Consider the following 23,398-nt stretch of genomic DNA (forward strand, 5'->3'; position numbering starts at 1 on the left):
CATCCTGTGGCATGCCCATGCGTACCCGGCACAGTGAGGCGGAAAAGAATACGTCTGGAGGTGAAAGTCAAGGGGGCGTGTGCGATTTCATGCACATGGGCACAAAAAACATGCCCGCCGGATGTAAAGTGGCAAAGGCATGGCCATGGGGGCTTGCAACGCCGCCCCGCCCCGCATTATACATGCGCCGAAATGGGCGGGCGTAGCATAGTGGTAATGCAGTAGCCTTCCAAGCTTCTGAGGAGGGTTCGATTCCCTTCGCCCGCTCCATTCCCCCCCATTTCATGATGATTGTGGCCCCGCTTCGCACGGGACTGGTTTTCGTGCCGGACATGTCCAGCGGGCCATCAGGGCGTCGCGGCTGCGGGTGCTTCCGACTGACGGGAACCAGAACGCCATGACCGCCCCAATCCGGCCATCCGGCCCCGACGTGGCCCCCGCCCGTTCGACCGCACGTCCGCCCGCCCCGGTCCATTCGACCATCGTGCTGGTCACATGCTGTCTCAGCCTGCTGCTGGTGATGATGGATGTTACCATCGTCAATGTGGCGCTGCCGTCCATCCGTACCGCATTGCATGGCAGTTTTTCCACCCTGCAATGGGTGGTGGACGGCTATACCCTGATGGTCGCCAGCCTGCTGGTCCTGATGGGCGCGATTGCGGACCGGCTGGGGCGGCGGCGGGTTTTTGTCGCCGGGATTTCGGTGTTCTGCCTCGGGTCGATGCTCTGTGCGCTGTCGGGATCGATCACGATGCTGGTGGGCGCGCGCATGTTGCAGGGAATCGGTGGCGCGATGCTCAATCCCGTGGCGCTGTCGATCATTGCCAATGTCTTTACCGAACCGCGCGCGCGGGCGCAGGCCATCGGGGTCTGGGGTGGTGCGTCGGGTGTGGCGTTGGCGCTGGGGCCTGTGGTGGGCGGCGTGCTGGTCCATTGGGTCAACTGGCAGGCCGTGTTCTGGGTGAACGTGCCGATCGGGGCTATGGCGATTTTCCTCAGCCTGCGTTTTATTCCCGAATCCCGCGCCCCGCATATCCGCCCGTTCGATGCGCCGGGGCAATTGCTGGTGATGGTGACGCTGGCGATGCTGACCGCGGCCCTGATTGAAGTGCGCGATTTCGGCTGGGGTGACTCGGTTATTTCCGGTTTCCTGTCGCTGGGTGTGCTGGCGATGGTCGGCTTTGTGATCGTGGAACAGCGCAGCACGGCCCCGTTGGTGGATCTGCGCTTTTTCCATGCCCTGCCGTTTTCGGGGGCGATCGTGACCGCCATCCTTGCCTTTGCGGTGTTCAGTGCGTTCCTGTTCCTCAATACCCTCTATCTTCAGGGCGCGCGCGCGATGTCGGCCCTGCATGCGGGGCTGTGTACCCTGCCCTTTGCCGTATGCAGCAGTATCTGCGCACCGCTGTCGGGGCGTCTGGTCGGGCGGATTGGCGCGCGGGTGCCGCTGCTGCTATCCGCGTTGGGATTTGCGGTCAGTGCGCTGCTGCTGACGCAATTGTCCGCCGCAACGCCACTTGGGGTGCTGCTTGCGGCCTATGGGCTGTGCGGGTGTGGGTTCGGGCTGTGCAATGCGCCCATCACCAACGCGGCCGTTGCAGGCATGCCCCGCAGCCAGGCCGGGGTCGCCGCGGCCCTGGCCTCCACCAGCCGCCAGATCGGGGTGCTGCTGGGCATTGCGCTGTGTGGCACGCTGACGGGGGGCGCTGCGGGGCAGGCGGGCAGGATCGACTGGGCGCTGTTCGCACAGGCGACGCATCGCATGTGGTGGGGGATGTTTGCGGCGGCGGTGCTGATCGCGATCATCGGGATCGTCGTGACCAGCGCCCGCGCCCGCGCCAGCACGCAGGCGGTGGCGGCGCTGATGGCCGGGGAGGAAGCCGCGCGCGCTTCGGGCGGTGGTGGGCGGCAGGCGTGACATGTCTGGTGATGCGGTTTTCGCATGATGGGCATGCGCAGTGCGCGCGCCCTGTCGGCCATATCATGACGAATCGTTCATGAACTCTATTCCCGAACGGGGGGCAGGTATGTATGCTACGCCCCGCTATGGGACGGTGGCCTGATCCGCCGGAACGACCATGCCACGGCACGCGGTGAAACAATCTGCGGCGGGGCAGGGCCGTGTCGGTTGCGTGGGTCGGTACAGCGTGCTAGAGCCGCGCCAGCAGAGCTTGGGGCCTGTCGTGTTCCGGGGCCTGCAGCTTGTTTGTGTGACCCACGATTCTGGATTGGAAAAGCGGACAGTGGATTCGACTGGAACGACCTCAATACCAATCGCCTCCATTGCCAATGGCCTTGCGGGCCGTTACGCGACGGCGCTCTATGACCTTGCCTCCGACAAGCAGAAGCTCGACCTTGTGCTGGACCAGGCGAAGGCCCTGTCCTCCATGCTGGAGCAGAGCGCGGACCTGTCCTCCGTGCTGGTCGATCGCACCCTTGATATCCGTCAGGCCACGCGTGCGCTGCTCGCCGTGCTGGACAAGGAAGGGTTCGACCCGCTGATCCGTGATTTCGTCGGCGTGGTGGCGACAAACCGCCGCCTGCCGCACCTTCGTGAAATTCTTGCCGCCCTGGCGGCAATTGCCGCTGCCCGCCGGGGCGAGGTGGTGGCGGACGTTGTCTCCGCCCACCCCCTCAACGATGTGCAGCGCGCACAGCTTCGCGGCCGCCTCGCCGAGGCCGGCTATTCCAAAGTCAATATCCAGGAGCGTGTTGACGCGGCGCTGCTGGGCGGTCTGGTCGTGCGCGTAGGCGCCCGCCTGTATGATACCAGCCTCAGATCCCGCCTTACCCGCCTGCATCATGCCATGAAGGGAGCCGCGTGATGGAAATCCGCCCCTCCGAGATTTCGGATATCCTCAAGCAGCAGATCGCCACGTTCGACCAGTCCGTCGATGTTGCCGAAACCGGCACCATCCTGTCGGTTGGTGACGGCATCGCCCGTGTTTACGGGCTGCAGAATGTGGAAGCCGGCGAAATGCTGGTCTTCCCCGCCACCGGCCAGCACGGCATGGCGCTGAACCTTGAAAACGACAATGTCGGCGTCGTCATCTTCGGTGATGATACGGCGATGCGTGAAGGCGACACCGTCGCGCGCACCGGCAAGGTGGTCGAGGTTCCGACCGGCAAGGCCCTGCTCGGCCGTGTGGTCGATGGCCTTGGCAACCCGATCGACGGCAAGGGGCCGCTGGTTGGTGATGTCATCAGCAAGCGCGCGGAAATCAAGGCCCCGGGCATCATGCCCCGCCAGTCCGTGAGCGAGCCGATGCAGACCGGCATCAAGGCGATCGACGCGCTTGTGCCCATCGGGCGTGGCCAGCGCGAACTGATCATCGGTGATCGCCAGACCGGCAAGACCGCAATCCTGATCGACACCATCGTCAACCAGAAGGGCGTCAATGCCCTGGGTGACGAGTCCAAGTCGCTCTATTGCATCTATGTCGCCATCGGGCAGAAGCGTTCCACCGTGGCGCAGCTGGTCCGCACGCTGGAGGAAACCGGCGCGATGGAATATTCCATCGTCGTGGCGGCCACCGCGTCCGACCCGGCCCCGATGCAGTATCTGGCGCCGTATGCCGCGTGCTCCATGGGGGAATATTTCCGCGATAACGGCATGCATGCCCTGATCGTGTATGATGACCTGTCGAAGCAGGCCGTCGCCTATCGCCAGATGTCGCTGCTGCTGCGTCGTCCGCCGGGACGCGAAGCCTATCCGGGTGACGTGTTCTATCTGCATTCGCGCCTGCTGGAACGCGCGGCGAAGATGTCCGACAAGTTCGGCGCCGGTTCGCTGACGGCCCTGCCGGTGATCGAGACGCAGGCAGGTGACGTGTCCGCCTATATCCCGACCAACGTGATTTCCATCACCGACGGTCAGGTGTTCCTTGAAACCGACCTGTTCTATCGCGGCATCCGCCCGGCGGTGAATGTTGGTGGTTCCGTGTCGCGCGTCGGGTCCGCCGCGCAGATCAAGGCGATGAAGCAGGTGGCCGGCAAGATCAAGCTGGAACTGGCGCAGTATCGCGAAATGGCTGCGTTCTCGCAGTTCGCGTCGGATCTTGATCCCGCGACGCAGAAGCAGCTTGCCCGTGGCGCACGCCTTGTCGAACTGCTCAAGCAGCCCGAAACCTCCCCGCTCTCGGTCGAGGAACAGGTGGTCGTGCTGTATGCAGGCACCCGTGGCTATATCGATGCCGTGCCGGTGAACCAGGTCACGACGTATGAAAAGCGTCTGCTTGAGGAAACGCGTTCGGCAGGCAAGGACATCCTTGAATCCATCCGTACCCAGCGTCAGCTGACCAAGGATATCGAAAGCCGACTGAACGATTTCCTGACGACGTTCGGCCGTCAGTTCGTCAACTGAGGAAGAACGCGCATCCATGGCTTCCCTGAAGGAACTGCGCGCACGGATCGGCAGCGTCAAATCGACGCGAAAGATCACCAGCGCGATGAAAATGGTCGCTGCGGCCAAGCTGCGTCGGGCGGAAACCCGCGCAGCGGCGGCGCGCCCCTATGCCGACGCGATGCGCCGCATGCTCGCCGAGGTTGCCCGCAGCATGGGCGGTGAGGGCGGACAGCCCAAGCTGCTCGTGGGGACGGGGGGCAGCGCCACCCACCTGCTGGTGCCGATGTCGAGTGACCGCGGTCTCGCGGGGGCCTTCAACTCCAACATCAACCGCAAGACGCGCGACATGATCCTGAAGCTTCAGGCGGAAGGCAAGACCGTGCGTCTGCTGCCGGTGGGGCGCAAGACGTTCGAATATCTGTCGCGCGACTTTTCGGACCTGATCGTCGGCCATATCCATATGGCGTCGGGCAAGGACGTGTCGTTCAAGGTCGCCGCCGACCTTGGCGAGAAGATTTCCGGCATGCTGGACCGCGACGAATTCGATGTCTGCACGCTGGTCTATAACCGCTTCCAGAATGTCATGTCGCAGGTCCCGACGGAAATGCAGCTGATTCCGCTGGCGCTTGCGGGTAACGACAACGAGGCAGCGGGCGAAACCGCGGCCTATGAGTTCGAGCCGGATGAAGGCGCGCTGCTGTCGCGCCTGCTGCCGCGCAACCTGCAGGTCCAGATCTATGCGACCATGCTTGAAACCGCCGCGGGTGAAAACGGTGCGCGGATGACGGCGATGGACAGTGCCACGCGTAACGCGGGCAAGGCCATTGACCGCCTGACGCTGACCTATAACCGCACCCGCCAGACCAATATCACCAATGAACTGATCGAGATCATTTCGGGCGCCCAGGCAGTCTGAAGATCGGTCTCCACGCTCCAGGAGCTGTCCCATGTCGGAAACCACAACTCACGAGGCTCCTGTCTCCACACAGGGGCAGTCGCAGAAAAGCAACGTCGTCGGCCGTGTGACGCAGATCCGCGGCGCCGTCGTCGATGTCCAGTTCGAAGGCACGCTGCCGCATATCCTCGATGCGCTGCATGTCTCTCTCAACGGCCAGACGCTGGTCCTCGAAGTCGCGCAGGAAATCGGCGAACACGAAGTCCGCTGCATCGCGATGGACACGACCGATGGCCTGAGCCGCGGCACCGAAGTCGTCGCCACCGGGTCGCAGATCACGGTGCCGGTCGGGCCGGGCACGCTTGGCCGTATCCTCAACGTCATCGGTGAACCGATTGATGATCGTGGCCCGGTTCTGGCAAAGGGTCGTTCGCCGATCCACCGTTCCGCCCCCGCATTCGACGAACAGGCGGCCGCGACCGAAATCCTGCCCACGGGCATCAAGGTCGTTGACCTGCTGTGCCCCTACCTGAAGGGGGGCAAGGTTGGCCTGTTCGGTGGTGCGGGCGTCGGCAAGACGGTTATCATCCAGGAACTGATCAACAACATCGCCAAGGCGCATGGCGGCGTGTCCGTGTTCGCGGGTGTGGGTGAACGTACCCGTGAAGGTAACGACCTGTATTACGAAATGCAGGACGCGGGCGTCATCAAGCTTGATGGCGACTCCACCGAAGGGTCAAAGGTCGCACTGGTCTATGGCCAGATGAACGAGCCGCCGGGCGCGCGTGCCCGTGTGGCCCTGTCGGGCGTCACGGTTGCGGAATATTTCCGCGATGTCGAAGGTCAGGACGTGCTGTTCTTTGTGGACAACATCTTCCGCTTCACGCAGGCCGGTGCCGAAGTGTCCGCGCTTCTGGGCCGTATCCCGTCCGCCGTGGGCTATCAGCCGACGCTGGCGACGGAAATGGGCGCCCTGCAGGAACGCATCACCTCCACCAAGAAGGGGTCGATCACCTCGGTGCAGGCTGTGTATGTTCCCGCCGATGACCTGACCGATCCGGCGCCTGCTGCAACCTTTGCCCATCTTGATGCGACGACGGTGCTGAACCGTTCCATCGCGGAAATGGGCATCTATCCTGCTGTTGACCCGCTGGATTCCACCTCCCGCTCGCTCGACCCCAAGATCGTGGGCGACGAACATTACCAGGTGGCGCGCGACGTGCAGCGTATCTTGCAGACCTACAAGTCGCTGCAGGACATCATTGCCATCCTTGGCATGGATGAACTGTCGGAAGACGACAAGCTGGTGGTGGCGCGTGCGCGTCGTATCCAGCGCTTCCTGTCGCAGCCGTTCCATGTGGCCGAAGTCTTTACCGGTGCGCCGGGCAAGCTGGTTTCGCTGGCTGATACGGTGCGTTCGTTCAAGGCGATTGTCGCGGGCGAATATGACCACCTGCCCGAAAGCGCGTTCTATATGGTTGGCGCGATCGAGGAAGCGGTGGCCAAGGCCGAGAAGATGAAGGAATCGGCCTGATTACTGGCCCCTGACGCAAGGAAGACAGACCATGCCGATTAAGGTCGAGATTGTCAGCCCGGAGAAGACCCTCTTCTCCCACACGGCTGACATGGTGGTCATGCCCGGTTCCGAGGGCGATATCGCCGCGATGCCGGAGCATGCGCCGCTGATGCTGATGCTGCGCGGTGGCGTTGTCGAGATTTACGAGGGCGACGCCATTGCCCATCGTTTCTTCGTGTCTGGTGGTTTTGCCGACATGACGCCGGACCACTGCACCATTCTGGCGGACCATGCGACGCCGGTTGCGGACCTTTCCGCAACCGATGCGCAGTCCCGCCTGACCGCACTGGAAAAATCCTATGACGAGGCGGACAAGATGAATGTCCCGGCTCTGGATATCCTGATGGACAAGATGCAGTCCGCCCGTGCGGAAATCGATGCAGCAAAAAGCGCCACGCCAGAGATGTCCATCTGACGACGCGGTTTTTGCACGACCCATCATGAAAAACGGCATCCCGCAGGGGGTGCCGTTTTTTTATGGCAGGAAGTCCCGGGGAGTATTCAGGACTATCCTTATGTTTCAGGGGTATTTGTAACGGATCGGGATTTTGGCGTGTGAGAGACTGTTTGAAAAGTCAGGCTTGATCACATACTGAAATCATAAAGGTTTTTTGGTGAAGCTTTTTCCAAAAAGCTTCAGAAGACGCCGCCTTTTTCGATCAAAAGGCGGCACCCAAAAACTTTCTTATTTTTATCAATGGTTTGTTTTTAAAATAATTTCTTATATCCCTTGAAGTTCTTGGTAAATTACAGAAAACTCGAAGAATATCGCTATTCTTTTGAAGAAATGGTGTCTGGGAGAGTGTTTGGAATTTAAAGTCAGCAACCGACTGAAACAATGCAGGTTCCTGTTGAATATTTTCCCCCAAAGCTTTGAAAGGCATTTCCTTTTTGGAAAAGGAAATGCCCGGATCATTTCATCCTTCCGGCATTGATGGGATATTTTCAAAAAGCCTTTATGACGTTTCTTTTTGTCGATATGTGCTTTCCGGGCGTTTTCATGGATGACCGGTATCAGCCGCGTCCACGATATCCGGGTACGTCCTGTGCCGGTATCCACGTGCCTTCGGGCGGGGCGCCGGTCTGCCAGAACACATCAATCGGCATGCCGCCGCGCGGATACCAGTATGCCCCGATCCGCAGCCATACGGGATCAAGCAGGTCCACCAGCGTGGTTGCGATCTGCATGGAGCATTTTTCGTGGAAAGAGCCATGGTTGCGAAAGCTGGTCAGGAACAGCTTGAGCGACTTGCTCTCCACGATCCATGCGCGCGGGATATAATCGATGACGATATGTGCGAAATCCGGTTGTCCTGTTACGGGACACAGGGAGGTGAATTCCGGTGCGGTGAAGCGCACGACATAGCGCCTGTCGGCATCGGGGGCGGGCACACGTTCCAATATGGCGTCTTCGGGGCTGGCGGGCTGGGTCGTGTTGCGGCCCAACTGTGTCAGTAACTGGCTGCCATCATCCGGCGTGCCGGCGGGAGGGGGGGAGGAGGTCATGGGCATTTTCTTTCCACGGTTTGCCTGATGGGCGGGTGATGCCGGACGGGATATGGCACCGTCAATGGATGGCCATGCGATTTTGCCTGCTGTTGCAACCTGTGCGCGTCATGATAACACAGCAGTCATGGCACCTGCATCCCGAACCGAATTCCCTGATCCGGTCCTTGTGACCACAACGGCAGAGCTGGGCGCGGTCAGCGCGCGGCTGCGTCGCGAACCCTTCATTACCATCGACACGGAATTCGTGCGCGAACGCACCTATTGGCCGGAATTGTGTCTGGTGCAGCTTGCCAGCGCGGACGAGGTCGTGGTGGTCGATGCACTGGCCCCCGGCATGGATCTCGCCCCGCTTGGTGAACTCCTTGCGGATGAAGGGGTTATCAAGGTGTTCCATGCGGCCCGTCAGGATCTGGAAATTTTCCTGCATCTGTTCGATCGCCTGCCACAGCCGCTGTTTGATACACAGGTTGCGGCGATGGTGGCCGGATATGGCGATCAGGTCGGGTATGACAGTCTGGTTGCGTCCGTTGTGGGGGCGCAGATTGACAAATCACACCGTTTTTCCGACTGGGCCGCGCGTCCTTTGTCGGCGGCGCAGATTGAGTATGCCGCCGCTGATGTCACCTACCTGCGCGAAGTTTATCAGCGGCTGGTGGCACAACTGGACAGGGAAGGGCGCAAGGACTGGATGACGGCGGAGATGGATGTCCTGAACTCCCCCGCGACCTTCCGGCCTGATCCGCAGACATTGTGGGAGCGTATGCGCCCGCGCACGAATAATCGCCGCATGTTGGGTATGCTGCGTGCGATCACGGCCTGGCGCGAGCACGAGGCGCAGCGCGTCAATGTCCCGCGCCAGCGCTTGATGAAGGATGAAAGCCTGATGGAAATCGCCGCCACCAGCCCCGGTGACGTCGATGCGCTGGCGCGTGTGCGCGGCATTTCACGCGGCTTTGCCGAGGGGCGCAGCGGGCAGGCCTTGCTGGAGGTCATCGCAAAGGCGCGGCACGAACCTGACGCTAGCCTGCCGCGCCCGCCAAAGGGACGTGGCAAGGATGCGGCACGTCCGTCGGCCGCCCTTGTGGCGATGCTCAAGGTATTGCTTGCGGCGTGCTGCGAACGCCATCGTGTCGCGCCAAAGCTTGTGGCCTCGGCAGAGGATATCGACCGCCTTGCGCTGGAGGACGCGCCCGAAATCCCGGCCCTGCAAGGCTGGCGGCGGGAGGTTTTTGGCGCGCAGGCAATGGCGCTGAAGGCGGGTGAACTGACGCTTGGGGTGGCCGATGGGGCGGTCCAACTGATCCGCGCCAAGGGGCAGGGCGCATAGTCCGCAGGTTTTACCATGGTTGCGAACAGGTTATCTCCACCCTTGTCCACAAGATTTTGTGGCATGCAGGTTGAGTCACCTACAATATAAGCCTATTTTGCCCCCAATTCCGCGTAATGGAGTGTGAGCGATGGCGATGGAATGGACCGAGGAGACGATCGCGCGTCTTCGCGACCTGTGGCAGCAGGGATTGTCAACGGCGGAAATTGGCCGCCAGTTGTCAGTGACCAAGAACGCGGTCGTTGGAAAGGCGCATCGGCTGGGCCTCAAGCCGCGCCCGTCACCCATCCGCAGGGGGACGAAGGCGGACAAGCCCGCGGATAAGGCGCCTGATGCCGCCGTGGCGACCGCCGTGCCCCCAACCCCGGCCCCAGCCCCTGCTGTGGCCGTACCTTCGGCAGACCCCGCCACCATCACGGCAAAGGCAGTTCCCGTCGCACCGCCTGCCCCTACGGTGAAGGTGGAGGAGGCCCCCGCCGTGGCGAGTGCCGTCATCCCCGCAGCCCCGGTCGCCCCCCCCCCAGCCGCAGTCGCCCCCCCCGGCGGCCAGTGTTGATGTTGCCGCGCCCAAACCCGTCGAACAGGCCCCCAAGCCTGCCCCTGCCCCTGCGCCTGCCGCAGCCCCGGCTGTCGCGGCAGAGGAACCCGTGACGCCTGCGGCCAAGGCCCCGCGCAAGGCCACACCCACGCGTGCCGAACGTGCCGCCGCCGCCCGCGCCGCCGTGGCCCCGCCGCGCCGCCGCAGCAGCCAGTCCTGCTGCTGGCCGCTGGGTGATCCGGGCACGCCGGGCTTCCATTTCTGTGGCGCGCCGCCGCTGCCGGGTAAGCCCTATTGCGCCGAACATGCGCAGCTTGCGTATGTGAAGCTGCGTGATCGTCGTGACAACGTGGCCTGATGTGACCCAGGCCCCTGTGGGGCACTGTTTGAAACGGCGGGCGCAGTAATCCACTGCAATTATAAATATTTTGGTGAAACGTCGTGCAAGAACGCTGTCTTTGAAAAAAGACAGCGCCCGAGCGTTTTCATCATTGATAAAAAACAGGAAAAGTTTTTGGGTGCCGCCTTTTGATCGAAAAAGGCGGTGTCTTCTGAAGCTTTTGGAAAAAGCTTCACCAAAAAACCTTTATAATTTCAGGATGTTATCAAGCCTGACTTTTCAAGCAGTCTCTTGGCGCATTAAAGCGTGCCGCCTGAAGCAACACATGTTTTTGGGAAGGCTTTTTTCAAAAGCTTTGCCCGGACATGCTGTTCACAAGAAGATTCTGGTCGCGGGCTTCACCATAAATCCTGCCATCCGATAGGATCGGGCCTGTCGTTCCAGACCGTTCCCATGTGGCCACATCCTGTGGAAGTGGGACACGGCATGAAAAAGCCGCCGGAACATCATGTTCCCGGCGGCTTTTTTCATGGGACATTTCTGTATCATGCCCCTGCATGGGGCATCGCCCCACCCGGCCATGACACCCGTGATGTGCGGCGCACGGGCCAGCGGGCATCATGGTCGGGGGAGCAGCCCTGTCTTGTCGATCAGGGGGTCGGCGGCTTTTCCACCGGGGCGGCGGGGGCCGGTGCGGGGGCGGCAGGGGCCGCGGGCGCGGTGATCATTTCCAACTGTCCCGAAACCTGGCCACCATCTTCGACCTTCAGGCGGCGGCATTTCGCCGTGCCCAGCAGGCGTCCGGTGGACCGGATCGTCAGCCCGCCACGTACCGTCAGCGTACCGTCGATGGTCCCTGCAAGTTCCGCGTCCTCGACCTCGACCTCGCCCTTGAACACGCCGCCGTCCGCGATCTGCAGTTCGGTGGCGTTGATCATGGAAGACTCGACCATGCCTTCCACGACCAGGCGTTCGGCGTCCTTGATGGTGCCCTGGACGCTGATGCCACGGCCAACGACCAGCGTGCGGCGGTCATTGTCCTTTTTCGCACCGGTCGCGGGCATGCCCGGACGTGTGGCGCTGGCGGGCGTGGCATTGGGGGTCTGGTTGAAGGGCGGACGGGCCATCGGCGCGTTTTCCTTGTTGGCTGGTGTGGAAGAAGGCGCTGGGCGCGCGGCTTGCGGAGTGGCTGCCTGAGGCTGCGCGGGCGGCTTGGCCTCTTCTGGCTTACGACGTCTGAACAATATTACCCCGCTTCATCTGGCTGTATCCGGTGCTGGGAATAGTCTGGATCACTCTTCGCTCGGGCAGGTTCCTGCTCTTGTTTTGGTTATACGCGTGCATGTCCCTGCGACAAGGGCATACGTCGCGCGGCAATGGTGAAAAGCATGCCGCCATTGCGGTTTTCCTGCCCCGGTGATAGCGAATGCGCAACTTAGTCATACGCAATATTGGTCATTTCATGGCGATGTGCGCACGATGACGCCATGCAATGCGCTAAAGAGGGGACGGACAGGTGGAAAAGAACACGGAAAATTCGGGGCAGGCCTCTGAATGCAGGTTTGACATCCTTGGGATCGGCAATGCGATTGTTGATATCCTCGCCCCCGTGGAACCTTCCTTCCTGGCCGCCAATGACATGACGCCCGGCGGCATGATGCTGGTTGATGCCGTGCGTGCGCAGGAACTTGGCCGCGCGATCCGCCGTGAAAAGGAAATGGGCGGCGGGTCGGCCGCCAATACCTGCGTCGTGGCGTCGAACATGGGCGCGCGCGTCGCCTATCTGGGCAAGGTCGCGGACGATGCGACGGGCCGGGCCTTTGCCGCCGACATGCAGGCGGCGGGCGTGTATTTCCCGTCTTCCCCGCTCAAGGGGCATGAGGCGGAGCAGCAGCCAACCGCAAGCTGCCTGATCCTTGTCACCCCTGACGGACAGCGCACGATGAACACCTATCTTGGCGCCTGCGTGTCGTTCGGCCCCGACGACGTGCTGCCCGATGTGGTGGCCTCCTCCAAGGTGACTTATATGGAAGGCTACCTGTTTGACCGGCCGGAGGCACAGGCCGCATTCCGCCGTGCGGCCGAAATCGCCCACGCGGCGGGCCGCCGGGTTGCGCTGTCGCTGTCGGATGCGTTCTGTGTGGACCGCCACCGCGACGCGTTCCTTGACCTCGTGCGTGGGCATGTCGATATCCTGTTCGCCAATGAGGTGGAGATCCTCTCGCTTTATCAGGTCACGGAATTCGACGATGCCCTGCGCCATGTCGCGGCTGATACGCATTTCGCCGTCCTGACCCGCAGCGAGAAAGGCAGCGTGATCGTGCAGGACAAGCAGCAGATCACCATCGACAGCGTGCGCACGCAGGTCGTGGATACCACCGGGGCGGGCGATGCCTATGCCGCGGGCTTCCTGGCGGGATGGACGTCGGGGCGGCAACTGTCCGAATGCGGTCGCCTTGGCAGTGTCGCGGCGTCCGAAGTGATCTCCCACTATGGCGCGCGTCCGCTGATCAATATGCGCCAGGATATGGGGTTCTGATCGCGCACAGGACAGAATTCATCACCGACATGCGCGGATGACGTGAAGTTTCACGTGCAATCCGCGCCAGTCCCCTCTATCTACGCCACAGCACCAAACAATGCCGCCATGTCGCTCGGGCCTGAACTGCCCGCACGGGCGGCGCGCCCTCTTTGGCGCCCCCGCAAGGAAAGTCAGGTTACAACCGTTATGGATATCCGTAATATCGCCATCATCGCGCACGTCGATCATGGCAAGACCACGCTGGTTGACCAGCTTCTGAAACAGTCCGGCTCGTTCCGTGACAACCAGCACGTCGCCGAACGCGCGATGGACAGCAATGACCTGGAGCGTGAGCGCGGCATCACCATCCTGGCGAAATGCACGTCCGTCGTGTGGAAGGACACACGCATCAACATCATCGACACCCCGGGCCATGCGGATTTCGGTGGTGAGGTGGAACGCATCCTGAGCATGGTGGACGGCGCGGTCGTGTTGGTCGATTCCGCCGAAGGCGCACTGCCGCAGACGAAGTTCGTCGTGGGCAAGGCGCTGGCCCGTGGCCTGCGTCCGATCGTGGTGGTCAACAAGATCGACCGCGGCGATGCCCGTCCCGACGAAGTGCATAACGAGATTTTCGACCTGTTCGCCGCCCTTGGCGCGAATGATGAGCAGCTTGATTTCCCGATGCTCTATGCCTCTGGCCGTCAGGGCTGGGCCGATCTGGAAATCGACGGCCCGCGCAAGGACCTTTCCCCGCTGTTCGACCTGATCCTGCGCCATGTCCCGGCGCCGAAGGTGAACAAGGACGCGCCGTTCGCGATGGTCGCCACCATCCTGGAAAACGACAACTTCCTTGGCCGCGTGCTGACAGGCCGGGTGGAGCAGGGCTCTGCAAAGATGAACATGCCGGTGCATGTCCTGCGCCCCGATGGTTCGGTCGTGGAAACCGGTCGCCTGACAAAGCTGCTGTCGTTCCGTGGGCTGGACCGCGTGCCGGTGGAGGAAGTCGAGGCTGGTGACATCGTGGCCGTGGCCGGCCTGTCGGAAGCGACGATTCCCGAAACCATCGCAGCCCTTGAGGTGAAGGAACCGCTGGCCTCCACCCCGGTTGACCCGCCGACGCTGTCGATGACCTTCCGCCTCAATGACGGCCCGCTTGGTGGTCGCGAAGGCAAGAAGGTCACATCACGCCAGATCCGTGACCGCCTGTTCAAGGAAACCGAAGGCAACATCGCCATCCGCGTATCCGAAAGCCCCGAGAGCGAGGCTTTCGAGGTTGCGGGCCGTGGCGAACTGCAGCTTGGCGTCCTGATCGAGCAGATGCGCCGCGAAGGCTTCGAGCTGACGATCGGCCGTCCCCGCGTGCTGTTCCGCACGAACGAGGAAACCGGCGAGCGTGAAGAGCCGTTCGAAGAAGTCCTGATCGACGTGGACGAGCCGTATTCCGGCGTCGTGGTCGAAAAGATGGCGCTGCGCAAGGGGCTGATGCAGGACATGCAGCCGTCGGGCGGCGGCAAGGTGCGCCTGACGTTCCAGATCCCGTCACGCGGGCTGATCGGCTATCACGGTGAATTCCTGACCGATACGCGTGGTTCGGGCATCATGAACCGCCTGTTCTCCGGCTATCAGCCCTATGTCGGGCCGATTGCGGGGCGGCGTAACGGTTCGCTGATCTCGTCCGAGGACGGGGCCACGACACAGTATTCGCTGTTCTCGCTCCAGGATCGCGGCACGCTGTTCGTTGACGCGGGTGAAAAGGTCTATGTCGGCATGATCATCGGGGAGCATTCGCGTGAGAATGACCTTGAGGTGAACCCGATCCGTGAAAAGAAGCTGACCAACATCCGTGCCGCAGGCAAGGACGAGGCCCTGCTGCTGATTCCGCCGCGCAAGATGAACCTGGAACAGGCCATCGCGTATATCGAGGATGACGAACTGGTGGAGGTTACGCCCTCGGCCGTGCGTATCCGCAAGCGTTACCTCGACCCGCATGAGCGCAAGAAGCGTGAGCGTTCAGGCACGGTGGACTGATACCATCCCCTGTCCGCCAGTCCCCCCGCAATCATTCGTAATGTTTTAACGGTTGTGATTGCGGTGGGAATGCGGCAGTTATGAGGCTTGGTCGGAAAATTTAATTTTTTTAATCCGAGACTTGAACTGCTGACGCGTGTTACACCGTTAGTGTGTCGAATCGGGCTGGTGTCGTTGCCGGTCCGGCGGAGGCATTGGGATTTTATCCCGAGTGTTGGAGATAAGAGTTCATGATCGTTTCGACCCGTCGTTTCCTGGCCGCCCTGTCCGCAGTTGCCGTGATGGGGGTTGCTTCCCCCCTGATGGCGCAGACCACGCCCGCCGAACCCACCGCCCCGGCCGTTTCCGCACCGGAACATGCGCCTGACGCCGCGGGTGACGCAGCCGCCACTGGCGAAAAGAAGGCCACGCATCATGGCCATCACCATGGTGGCAAGCATCACGGCAAGAAGAAGGCCGCCGAGGCCGAAGCTCCTGCCGCTGCGCAGTAATGTCGCGGGTGCGTCGGCCTGACGGTCGGCGCGCCATGCGTGCATGACGCACGAAAACGGGGTCCGGGTCATCCGGGCCCCGTTTTTTATTGCCCGCAACGCAATGCACGCGCCAATGGCGAATTAGTGGCGAATAGTGTGGCCTGCGTCCTTCATGGCCGTAACAGGTCGCGGTCATAAGGGCAGTTTGGAAAGGCAGAACCGCCAAACAGCCTGAGTAAGTGTTTGAAAACAACCCATTGATAAAAAAGAAAAGTTTTGGGGTGCTGCCTTGTTTCAAAAGGGCGGCGTCTTCTGAAGCTTTTTGGAAAAAACTTCACCAAAAACCTTTATGATTTCAGGAAGTTATCGGGCCTGACTTTTCAAGCAGCCTCTGAGACGATACAGGTTTTTGCAAAGCTGTTGTCAGGAAGCCTTGAAAGACATTGCCTTTTTGAAACAAGGCAATGCCGGGAAACGTCCATCATTTCCGATTAATAAGTGTGTTTTGACACGGCCTTTCAGCGTGCGTACCGATCAAGCGACAGGTCAAGGCTGGGAATATCGGTTGGCTTGTGGCTTATCATGTCGGCCACCAGTTTTCCTGACCCGCACGCCATCGTCCATCCCAACGTTCCGTGGCCGGTATTGAACCACAGGTTGCCAAACCGCTTTGATCCGCCAATGACGGGCGTGCCATCGGGCGTATTGGGGCGCAGGCCCGTCCAGTACACCGCCTGTGACAGATCGCCGCCGCCAAACAGTTCGGAAAAACATTCCTCCAGCCCCGCGCGGCGGTCCCGGCTCAACCGTGTATTATATCCCGTCAGTTCCGCCGTCCCGCCAATGCGGATGCGATCGCCAAGCCGCGTGATGGCAACCTTGTACCTGTCATCATTGACGGTGGAGGTCGGCGCGCGGGTTTCATCCGTTACCGGCAGCGTCAGGGAATATCCCTTAACCGGATAGATCGGCAGCCGCAGCCCCAGTGGGCGGACAAGGCGCGTCGCATAACTGCCGAGGGCGATGACATAGGCATCGCCCGTGATGCGCCCGGCAGATGTCCGCACGCCCAGGATTTCGTCGGCCGAGGCATCAAGCGCCCGCACCGTTGTTTCATATCGGAACGTCACGCCCAGCTCTGCCGCCTTTTGCGCCAGGCGCTGTGTGAACATGTGCGCATCGCCGGTTTCATCCCCCGGCAGGCGCAGCCCCGCGCGCAGCAGGTGGCGCGATCCCGACAGGCCGGGTTCGTATGCCGCGATCTGGTCCGGGTTGAGGAGTTCGTGTTCCACGCCATGCTGGCGCAGCACCTGCATGTCCTTGTGCGCTTTTGCAACATCGCGGTCAGTACGGAACAACTGGATCAGCCCGCGCTGTGCATCGTCATAGGTGATGCCGGTTTCCGCACGCAGCGCATCAAGGCAGTCGCGGCTGTAGGTTGCGATACGCAGCATGCGTGACTTGTTGATGTCATAGGCATGGGCGTTGCAGTTGCGCAGGACCTCCATCATCCAGCCGAACATTGCGAAATCAATGCGTGGGCGGACGATCATGGGGCTGGCGCTGCTGCACATCCATTTCAGGACCTGCAACGGCAGGCCCGGCCCGGCCCATGGTGCGGAATATCCGGGGGAAACCTGCCCCGCATTGGCGAATGACGTTTCCATCGCGGCGGCGGGCTGGCGGTCGATCACCTCGACCTCGTGCCCCTGTCGGGCCAGGTACCATGCCGTGGTCACGCCCACCACGCCCGCGCCCAGAATAATAACCTTCACCCGCTGCCCCTTCGTGTCACATCATGGAATCCGGGCGCGATGCTATCGCCCGACCCGATGGGGTCAAGCGTGGCGCGCCCGATCCGGCACATGGTGTCATAACATTATGTGTCGGAATATGTATCGCCTGATGCGGGCGGAATTCAGGCAGAGGGTACGCCCTTGCTGGTGGAATATTCGAAATGCAGCGCCGTGTCGGGATGGACGATGGGATGGATGGCGTGCGCGGCCATGGCGCATTCGCTGAATCCCTGCAGGATCAGCTTCAGCTTCCCCGGATAGGATGCGACATCCCCCACGGCAAAGATGCCGGGCATGCTGCTTTCGCAGGTGGAAGGCGTGACCGGGATGGTGCCGCGAATGGTATCAAGCCCCCATTGTGCGATGGGGCCAAGGTCTGTCGCCAGGCCAAAGAATGGCAGGAGCGTCTGGCACGGGACATGCAGCATCTCCCCATCAAGGGTGATGAGGTCAACCCCCTCAAGCACGCAGTCAGCGCCGCGCAGGCCGTGAAGCTGATAACCGACAAGTTTCTCGATCTCGCCGCGTTCCACGGCTTCGTCCAGCTGGCGCAGGCTTTCGGGGGCGGCGCGGAAGCGGTTGCGGCGATGGACGATGGAAACGCGCGCCGCCACGTCACGCAGCGACAGCGCCCAGTCCACGGCCGAATCCCCACCCCCGGCGATCAGGACATGCTGGCCCGCGAAATCGGCGCGGCGACGGACATAATACCGCACCGCGCCGCTTTTTTCGAACCCCTCCAGCCCGTCGAGAGGCGGGCGGTTGGGGCCGAACGCCCCGGCGCCGGCGGCGATGATGACGGCGTGGGCGCGAATCGTGTCACCCGTGCTGGTGCGCAGGGTGAACGCCCCGCGCGTGCCCGACAGTTCCTCCACCCGGCGGCCAAGCAGGCGCGGGATATCGAACGGCGCGATCTGCCGGTCGAGTGCGGCAATCAGGTCGCCCCCCGCGATGGCCGGATGGGCGGGAATGTCATAAATCGGCTTTTCGGGATACAGCGCCGTGCATTGGCCGCCGATTTCATCCAGCGCATCAATCATGACGCAGCCCAGCTTGAGCATCGCGCATTCGAACGCGGCGAACAGGCCGGCAGGCCCCGCGCCGATAATGGCGACATCGGTGGAAAGGCTGGCGGTGTCGGTCATTGCTGTATGTCCTGCAATCCGTGTCTGTTCGGGTTCGTGCTGCGTTGTGCGTTGCATGGCGCAACAGCGCAACCCACAAAATATGGCGCAAACCCTGCGTAAACACCCCATCGCGGGGATGTGTCGCGCGGGGATGGCCCCTGTATATGGCCCTCCTGTATGGCCATTCGCGGATGGTTCCCGTGGATGGGCTCTGTGAATGATCCCTGTGGATGGCCTTTGGGGAAGATCCCCGTGGATAAGCCTTGTGGATGGTACGTGTGCGGAACAAGCGCGCGGGCATGCGGCTCCGTCTTGTCTGCGCACGCGTCATGGGCGCACAATACCCTGATGACGCAGATGGACACGACCCCTTCGCGCGCGCCGGACGTGGTGCGCATATGCCTGCCCGATGACGCCGCAACCATGGCGTTGGGCCGGGCGCTGGCCCCTGTCGTGCGGGTGGGGGATGCGGTGCTGCTGCGCGGTGACCTCGGCGCGGGAAAGACGACGCTGGCGCGCGCGCTGTTGCGGGCAATGTGCGATGACCCGGCGATGGAGGTGCCAAGCCCGTCCTATACCCTTGTGCAGACCTATGACGTGCCGGGCAAGGATGTGCCGGGCGAAGGCGGGCAGGTGCAAGGCGGGCAGGTGGCAGGCGGGCAGGTGGAACGCGGCCAGGGGGTTGAGGTCTCGCATTTTGACCTGTGGCGGCTGGATGGTCCCGGCGCGCTGGTCGAACTTGGCTGGGATGATGCGTGCGAGGGGATCGTGCTGGTGGAATGGCCCGAACGTCTGGGCGCACTGACACCGCCGCACGCACGGCATATCGACCTGGTGGTGCGTGCCGATGGCGGGCGCGACGCCATCCTGCGCGGATGGGGTGCGGATGGCCGGGCGGTGGCGTGCGTGCTGGGTGATGACACGAAACAGGCAGGAGAGCACGCATGAGTGTGGACATGCCCGAAACGGCGATGATTTTTGCCGCCGGGATGGGGCGGCGGATGCGCCCGTTGAGCGAAACCACCCCCAAGCCCCTGCTGAAGGTGGGGGGGCAGGCGATCCTGTGCCATGCGCTTGACCGGCTGGACCGTGCCGGGGTGGCGCGTGTGGTGGTCAATGCCCACTGGCATGCCGACATGGTGGCCGCCGCGCTGGAGGCCCGGCGTGGCGCAGGCGACGGGCCGCGCACCGTGTTGCGGCGCGAGGACGCATTGCTGGAGACAGGCGGCAGCGCGGCAGCCGCCCTGCGCGCGGGACAGGTCGGGCCGGGTCCGTTCTTCCTGCTCAATGGCGATGCGATGTGGCTTAACGGCCCGCAGGCGGCCCTGCGGCGGCTGGCGGCGGCATTCGATCCGGCGACGATGGATGCGATGCTGCTGCTTGGCGCGATGACGCGTGCGGTGGGGGAGGTGGGGCGTGGCGATTTCGCGGTTGATGCCCATGGCAGGCCGCGCAGGCCAAAGGACGGGGAAGTGACGCCCTATGTCTATACCGGGGTGCAGATCGTCTCGCCCGCCCTGTTTGACGCGGCGCCGACGGGGGCGTTCAGCCTGAACCTGCTGTGGGACCGGGCGATGGCGCGCGGGCGGCTGGGGATGATCGTCCACGATTCGCTGTGGTTCCACCTGTCGCGCCCGCAGGACATCGCCGCGGCGGAAACGACGCTGCGCACCATGCTTGATCCCGATCATGACGATGGCGGGGTGCATGGCTGATGGCGTCCGTCCCGGCTTGTGAGCCCCGGCCCGGCATGTTTCCGGCCGGCGGTGCCCCGCCCGGCGCGCCCAATGCCCGGGTTGTCACGGTCGCCCATCATGTGCCCTTCCTCGATCAGCTTGCGGCGCGCTGGATGGCGGAGGTGGGGGACGATCCGCAGCGCACTGGCGCGGGCCTGATCCTGTTGCCCAGTCGCCGCGCCGCGCGTGCCCTGACGGAGGCGTTCTTGCGCCGGGCCGATGGCCGTGCGCTGCTGTTGCCACGGATCGCGCCCATTGCGGCGCTGGACGAGGCCGCGCTTGCCCTGTCGGGGGAGGCGGCGTTGGATCTGCCCCCCGCGGTTGAGCCGATGCGCCGCCTTGCGACGCTGACGCGGCTGGTGTTGCAGGCGGGCGAAGCATTTGGCGATGTGCGCACGGTCGATCAGGCATGGCCGCTGGCGCGCGCGCTTGCCGATCTGATGGATGAGGCGGAATGGGCGGAATGCGACCTGCGCGAACGCCTGCCGGATGCCGCCGATGGCGATTTTGCGCAGCACTGGCACCTGACGCTGAAATTCCTGTCGATCGTGACCGGCGTGTGGCCCGCTTGGCTGGAGGAGCAGGGCGTGATGAACCCCGTCGCCCGCCAGGTCGCGCTGTTGCATGCGCAGGCGGCGCATTGGCGCGAAAGTCCGCCGCCCGCCGGGCATCGGTTATGGGCGGCAGGGTTTTCGGATGCCGTGCCCTCCACCGTGGCGGTATTGCGCACGGTGCTGGACCTGCCGGGCGGGCGGCTGGTGCTGACACCGGTGGACATGGATATGGACGCGCGCACATGGTCTGACCTGCCGCCCGGTCATCCACAGGCGGGCACAGCACGCATGTTGGCCGACCTTGGGGTGGGGCGCGACGGGCTGGAGGTCTGGGACGACCTGCCCGCCGGGAGCAAGGCCGGGGACATGGCCGGCGGCATGGTCGGGGCGCCACCGGGGCGCGCGGCGCTGCTGTCGCATGCATTGCTGCCCGCATCGGCGCTGGGGCAATGGCTGGACCCCGCGCCCGCGCCGCAGCTTGACGGGCTGTCGGTGCTGCATACGGCGGACCAGCAGGAGGAAGCCGCCGCCATCGCCCTGATCCTGCGCCAGGCGATTGAACAGCCCGGACGGCCCGCCGCCCTGGTTACGCCGGACCGCGCGCTGGCGGGACGGGTTGCAACCGAACTGGCGCGCTGGGGCGTGGTGGCCGATGACAGCGCGGGCGAGGGGCTGGCAACCACGCCGCAGGCCACGTTCCTGCGCCTGATCGTGCAGGCCGTCGATGGCGGGCTGTCGCCGGTTGCGTTGTTGTCCCTGCTCAAGCATCCGCTGGCGGCGTGCGGGCTTTCGCCGGGGAACTGCCGCGCGTCGGCCCGGCTTCTGGAACGTGCGATCCTGCGCGGTCCTGCCCCGCCACCGGGTATTGCAGGCCTGCGCGCCGCCCTGTCGCGCGCGACGCAGGACGAACATGGCGCCCTGGCCGATGCGCCGGACGCGCCGCAGGAACTGTCCGCCTTCCTCGACCGGCTGGAACGTGCGCTTGATCCGCTGCTGTCGCGCGCGTCCGGCATGGCGGAGGTGGTGGACCTGCTATCCGCACTGGTGGAGGTGGCTCAGGCACTGGCCACGACCGATGCCCACGCTGATACCGAGGGCGGCGGTGATGGCGCGTCGCGCCTGTGGTCGGGGGAGGAAGGCAACGCGCTGGGCGCGCATCTGGCGGAACTGCTGACATGGTGCGATGTGCTGCCCGCGCAGCGGGTTGGCGCGCTGGACGGGCTTTTGGCGTCATCGCTGGCGGGGGTGACGGTGCATGGCCGCCGTGCGTTGCGCGGGCGCGAACAGGCGGCGGTGCATCCGCGTGTCTTTATCTGGGGCCTGCTGGAGGCACGGTTGCAGACGGCGGGAACCATCGTCCTGGGCGGGTTGGTCGAAACCGTCTGGCCCCCCGCGACCGATCCGGGACCGTGGATGAGCCGCCCTATGCGCACGCGCATCTGCCTGCCGTCGCCCGAATGCGCCATCGGGCAGGCGGCGCACGATTTCATCGCCTGCGCCTGCGCCGCGCCTGAGGTCGTGCTGTCGGTGCCGGGCCGCAGGCAGGGCGCGCCCGCCGTCGCCGCACGGTGGCTGGTGCGGCTTGACGCCTATCTTTCGGGGCGGGGGCAGGCACTTGCGACACATCCGGCGCTGTCATGGCTGGAACGTCTGGACCGTCCGTCCGGTGCGCCCGCCCCCGTGGCCCCCCCACGTCCATGCCCGCCTGTCGCCCTGCGTCCGCGCAGCCTGTCCGTGACGGAAATCGAGATATGGATGCGCGACCCGTATGCCATCTATGCACGGCGCATTCTTGGGCTGAAGCCCCTTGCGGGGCTGGAGGAAATGGCCGACGCCGCCGATTACGGCGAAATCGTGCATGAGGCGCTGGACCGGTGGTTCACGCGCTATCCCGACTATTGGCCCCGTGATGGGGAGGAGGAGATGGTGCGGGTGTTCGAACAGGTGTTGCATGATGCGCGCCTGCGCCCGGCGCTGGCGGCATGGTGGGCGCCACGCCTTGGCCGTATCGCGCGCTGGTGCGCCATGACGGAGGAAGCCCGTCGCGCCGGTGGTGCGTCATGTTCGGTCATGACCGAACTGTCGGGGAAGATGGAGCTGTCGGGCTTTTCCTTTGGCACGTTCGTGCTGCGTGGCCGTGCCGACCGGATCGACCGTGACGGCGAAGGGGGGCTGAGCCTGTTTGATTACAAGACCGGCACCCTGCCCACACGTGCAAGTGTGCTTGCAGGATGGCAGTCGCAGCTTGTGCTGGAGGCGGCGATGATCGAGGCGGGCGGCTTTGCCCCCACGGTGGCGGGACGTGTGACGGAACTGGTGTACTGGCGGCTGACGGGCGGGCATGTGCCGGCGCGGGTGCTCGATATCGCACGGGGGGAGGAACTGTCCGACCTGATCGCCAAATGCCGCGCCGGGCTGTATAAACGGGTGGCGGATTACGACAATCCGAACATGCCCTATCTGTCGCATCCCCATCCGGGGGAGGAGCCGCGCTTTGCCGATTACGCCCATCTTGCGCGTGTTGCGGAATGGAGTGCCGCGCGTGAGGAGGACATGGCATGACGACACCCCCATCCGCCACGCCGACGCCTGATGTCACAATGCCTGATGTTACGATGCCTGATGTCACG

General features: G+C 63.4%; 20 protein-coding genes and 1 tRNA gene. 17 read left to right on the plus strand and 4 right to left on the minus strand.

Annotated features, from left to right (window positions below):
- The first annotated feature begins 196 nt into the window (after positions 1 to 196).
- From FYB92_RS04775 to atpC, 7 genes are all read left to right on the plus strand, one after another.
- Positions 197 to 270: transfer RNA gene (locus FYB92_RS04775), tRNA-Gly, on the plus strand.
- Positions 271 to 397: 127 nt separating this feature from the next.
- Positions 398 to 1,918, plus strand: a complete 1,521-nt coding sequence (locus tag FYB92_RS04780; RefSeq protein ID WP_332828297.1) for an MFS transporter — start codon at positions 398 to 400, stop codon at positions 1,916 to 1,918.
- Positions 1,919 to 2,228: 310 nt separating this feature from the next.
- Positions 2,229 to 2,825: a F0F1 ATP synthase subunit delta gene (locus FYB92_RS04785; RefSeq protein WP_003621980.1), complete on the plus strand. Its 597-nt coding sequence runs from the start codon at positions 2,229 to 2,231 to the stop codon at positions 2,823 to 2,825.
- Entirely contained in the window at positions 2,825 to 4,363 is a 1,539-nt protein-coding gene (gene atpA / locus FYB92_RS04790) for a F0F1 ATP synthase subunit alpha (RefSeq protein ID WP_048859079.1), read from the plus strand. The genes FYB92_RS04785 and atpA overlap by 1 nt, the downstream gene beginning before the upstream one ends.
- 16 nt (positions 4,364 to 4,379) lie before the next feature.
- Positions 4,380 to 5,261, plus strand: a complete 882-nt coding sequence (locus FYB92_RS04795; RefSeq protein WP_003621985.1) for a F0F1 ATP synthase subunit gamma — start codon at positions 4,380 to 4,382, stop codon at positions 5,259 to 5,261.
- A 31-nt stretch (positions 5,262 to 5,292) separates the two neighbouring features.
- Positions 5,293 to 6,774, plus strand: a complete 1,482-nt coding sequence (atpD, locus tag FYB92_RS04800) for a F0F1 ATP synthase subunit beta (RefSeq protein ID WP_003621986.1) — start codon at positions 5,293 to 5,295, stop codon at positions 6,772 to 6,774.
- 31 nt (positions 6,775 to 6,805) lie between these two features.
- Positions 6,806 to 7,231 carry an ATP synthase F1 subunit epsilon gene (gene atpC / locus FYB92_RS04805; protein ID WP_003621987.1) on the plus strand — a complete coding sequence of 142 codons (426 nt, stop codon included), beginning with the start codon at positions 6,806 to 6,808 and terminating at the stop codon, positions 7,229 to 7,231.
- A 599-nt stretch (positions 7,232 to 7,830) separates the two neighbouring features.
- On the opposite strand, the gene queF is transcribed toward atpC, so the two are convergent.
- The gene (gene queF / locus FYB92_RS04810) at positions 7,831 to 8,328 is read right to left on the minus strand and encodes a preQ(1) synthase (RefSeq protein WP_003621988.1); all 498 of its coding nucleotides are present in this window, start codon (positions 8,326 to 8,328) and stop codon (positions 7,831 to 7,833) included.
- Positions 8,329 to 8,449: 121 nt separating this feature from the next.
- Between queF and rnd the strand changes: the two genes are divergently transcribed.
- The 4 genes from rnd (at position 8,450) to FYB92_RS04830 (ending at position 10,954) form a co-directional block, all read left to right on the plus strand.
- On the plus strand, positions 8,450 to 9,652 hold the full coding sequence (gene rnd, locus FYB92_RS04815) for a ribonuclease D (protein WP_040512892.1): 1,203 nt from the start codon (positions 8,450 to 8,452) through the stop codon (positions 9,650 to 9,652).
- 130 nt (positions 9,653 to 9,782) lie between these two features.
- Positions 9,783 to 10,208, plus strand: a complete 426-nt coding sequence (locus tag FYB92_RS04820; protein ID WP_332828298.1) for a GcrA family cell cycle regulator — start codon at positions 9,783 to 9,785, stop codon at positions 10,206 to 10,208.
- Positions 10,138 to 10,548 (plus strand): GcrA family cell cycle regulator, encoded by a 411-nt coding sequence (locus FYB92_RS04825; protein ID WP_332828299.1) that lies wholly within the window; start codon positions 10,138 to 10,140, stop codon positions 10,546 to 10,548. The genes FYB92_RS04820 and FYB92_RS04825 overlap by 71 nt, the downstream gene beginning before the upstream one ends.
- A 73-nt stretch (positions 10,549 to 10,621) precedes the next feature.
- Positions 10,622 to 10,954 carry a hypothetical protein gene (locus FYB92_RS04830; RefSeq protein WP_332828300.1) on the plus strand — a complete coding sequence of 111 codons (333 nt, stop codon included), beginning with the start codon at positions 10,622 to 10,624 and terminating at the stop codon, positions 10,952 to 10,954.
- A 226-nt stretch (positions 10,955 to 11,180) separates the two neighbouring features.
- On the opposite strand, the gene FYB92_RS04835 is transcribed toward FYB92_RS04830, so the two are convergent.
- Entirely contained in the window at positions 11,181 to 11,657 is a 477-nt protein-coding gene (locus FYB92_RS04835; protein WP_003621992.1) for a polymer-forming cytoskeletal protein, read from the minus strand.
- Between the two features lie 389 nt (positions 11,658 to 12,046).
- On the opposite strand from FYB92_RS04835, the gene FYB92_RS04840 reads away from it, so the two are divergent.
- The 3 genes from FYB92_RS04840 to FYB92_RS04850 all read left to right on the plus strand — a co-directional run bounded on the left by FYB92_RS04840 (position 12,047) and on the right by FYB92_RS04850 (position 15,573).
- Complete coding sequence (locus FYB92_RS04840) at positions 12,047 to 13,069, plus strand: adenosine kinase (protein WP_003621993.1); 1,023 nt, start codon at positions 12,047 to 12,049, stop codon at positions 13,067 to 13,069.
- Between the two features lie 189 nt (positions 13,070 to 13,258).
- A complete protein-coding gene (gene typA, locus FYB92_RS04845) occupies positions 13,259 to 15,082 on the plus strand; it encodes a translational GTPase TypA (protein ID WP_003621994.1) in 1,824 nt (607 codons plus the stop codon).
- A 230-nt stretch (positions 15,083 to 15,312) separates the two neighbouring features.
- Positions 15,313 to 15,573: a hypothetical protein gene (locus FYB92_RS04850; RefSeq protein ID WP_003621995.1), complete on the plus strand. Its 261-nt coding sequence runs from the start codon at positions 15,313 to 15,315 to the stop codon at positions 15,571 to 15,573.
- Between the two features lie 500 nt (positions 15,574 to 16,073).
- Here the strand turns inward: FYB92_RS04850 and FYB92_RS04855 are convergent, their stop codons facing one another.
- Together FYB92_RS04855 and FYB92_RS04860 are read right to left on the minus strand one after the other, a co-directional pair.
- Positions 16,074 to 17,330, minus strand: coding sequence for a D-amino acid dehydrogenase (locus tag FYB92_RS04855; RefSeq protein WP_075632740.1), 1,257 nt, complete (start codon positions 17,328 to 17,330; stop codon positions 16,074 to 16,076).
- A 143-nt stretch (positions 17,331 to 17,473) separates the two neighbouring features.
- Positions 17,474 to 18,496 (minus strand): NAD(P)/FAD-dependent oxidoreductase, encoded by a 1,023-nt coding sequence (locus FYB92_RS04860; RefSeq protein ID WP_332828973.1) that lies wholly within the window; start codon positions 18,494 to 18,496, stop codon positions 17,474 to 17,476.
- Positions 18,497 to 18,835: 339 nt separating this feature from the next.
- On the opposite strand from FYB92_RS04860, the gene FYB92_RS04865 reads away from it, so the two are divergent.
- Genes FYB92_RS04865 through addB form a run of 3 tightly spaced genes read left to right on the plus strand, consistent with a single transcriptional unit; the run spans position 18,836 to position 23,330 of the window.
- Entirely contained in the window at positions 18,836 to 19,426 is a 591-nt protein-coding gene (locus FYB92_RS04865) for a tRNA (adenosine(37)-N6)-threonylcarbamoyltransferase complex ATPase subunit type 1 TsaE (RefSeq protein WP_408902389.1), read from the plus strand.
- The gene (locus tag FYB92_RS04870; RefSeq protein WP_003622000.1) at positions 19,423 to 20,193 is read left to right on the plus strand and encodes a nucleotidyltransferase family protein; all 771 of its coding nucleotides are present in this window, start codon (positions 19,423 to 19,425) and stop codon (positions 20,191 to 20,193) included. The genes FYB92_RS04865 and FYB92_RS04870 overlap by 4 nt, the downstream gene beginning before the upstream one ends.
- A gap of 35 nt (positions 20,194 to 20,228) precedes the next feature.
- Complete coding sequence (gene addB, locus FYB92_RS04875; protein WP_332828975.1) at positions 20,229 to 23,330, plus strand: double-strand break repair protein AddB; 3,102 nt, start codon at positions 20,229 to 20,231, stop codon at positions 23,328 to 23,330.
- Positions 23,331 to 23,398: the final 68 nt, after the last annotated feature.

The sequence above is a fragment of the Novacetimonas sp. GS1 genome (assembly GCF_036686925.1).
Taxonomy (GTDB): domain Bacteria; phylum Pseudomonadota; class Alphaproteobacteria; order Acetobacterales; family Acetobacteraceae; genus Novacetimonas; species Novacetimonas hansenii.

Excerpts from the sequence above, each read along its gene's own strand:
- FYB92_RS04780 (WP_332828297.1), top strand. The coding sequence starts at position 398 with ATGACCGCCCCAATCCGGCCATCCGGCCCCGACGTGGCCCCCGCCCGT.
- atpA (WP_048859079.1), top strand. The coding sequence starts at position 2,825 with ATGGAAATCCGCCCCTCCGAGATTTCGGATATCCTCAAGCAGCAGATC.
- FYB92_RS04795 (WP_003621985.1), top strand. The coding sequence starts at position 4,380 with ATGGCTTCCCTGAAGGAACTGCGCGCACGGATCGGCAGCGTCAAATCG.
- atpD (WP_003621986.1), top strand. The coding sequence starts at position 5,293 with ATGTCGGAAACCACAACTCACGAGGCTCCTGTCTCCACACAGGGGCAG.
- atpC (WP_003621987.1), top strand. The coding sequence starts at position 6,806 with ATGCCGATTAAGGTCGAGATTGTCAGCCCGGAGAAGACCCTCTTCTCC.
- queF (WP_003621988.1), bottom strand. The coding sequence starts at position 8,328 with ATGCCCATGACCTCCTCCCCCCCTCCCGCCGGCACGCCGGATGATGGC.
- rnd (WP_040512892.1), top strand. The coding sequence starts at position 8,450 with ATGGCACCTGCATCCCGAACCGAATTCCCTGATCCGGTCCTTGTGACC.
- FYB92_RS04820 (WP_332828298.1), top strand. The coding sequence starts at position 9,783 with ATGGCGATGGAATGGACCGAGGAGACGATCGCGCGTCTTCGCGACCTG.
- FYB92_RS04835 (WP_003621992.1), bottom strand. The coding sequence starts at position 11,657 with ATGGCCCGTCCGCCCTTCAACCAGACCCCCAATGCCACGCCCGCCAGC.
- typA (WP_003621994.1), top strand. The coding sequence starts at position 13,259 with ATGGATATCCGTAATATCGCCATCATCGCGCACGTCGATCATGGCAAG.
- FYB92_RS04850 (WP_003621995.1), top strand. The coding sequence starts at position 15,313 with ATGATCGTTTCGACCCGTCGTTTCCTGGCCGCCCTGTCCGCAGTTGCC.
- FYB92_RS04860 (WP_332828973.1), bottom strand. The coding sequence starts at position 18,496 with ATGACCGACACCGCCAGCCTTTCCACCGATGTCGCCATTATCGGCGCG.
- FYB92_RS04865 (WP_408902389.1), top strand. The coding sequence starts at position 18,836 with ATGGACACGACCCCTTCGCGCGCGCCGGACGTGGTGCGCATATGCCTG.
- FYB92_RS04870 (WP_003622000.1), top strand. The coding sequence starts at position 19,423 with ATGAGTGTGGACATGCCCGAAACGGCGATGATTTTTGCCGCCGGGATG.
- addB (WP_332828975.1), top strand. The coding sequence starts at position 20,229 with ATGTTTCCGGCCGGCGGTGCCCCGCCCGGCGCGCCCAATGCCCGGGTT.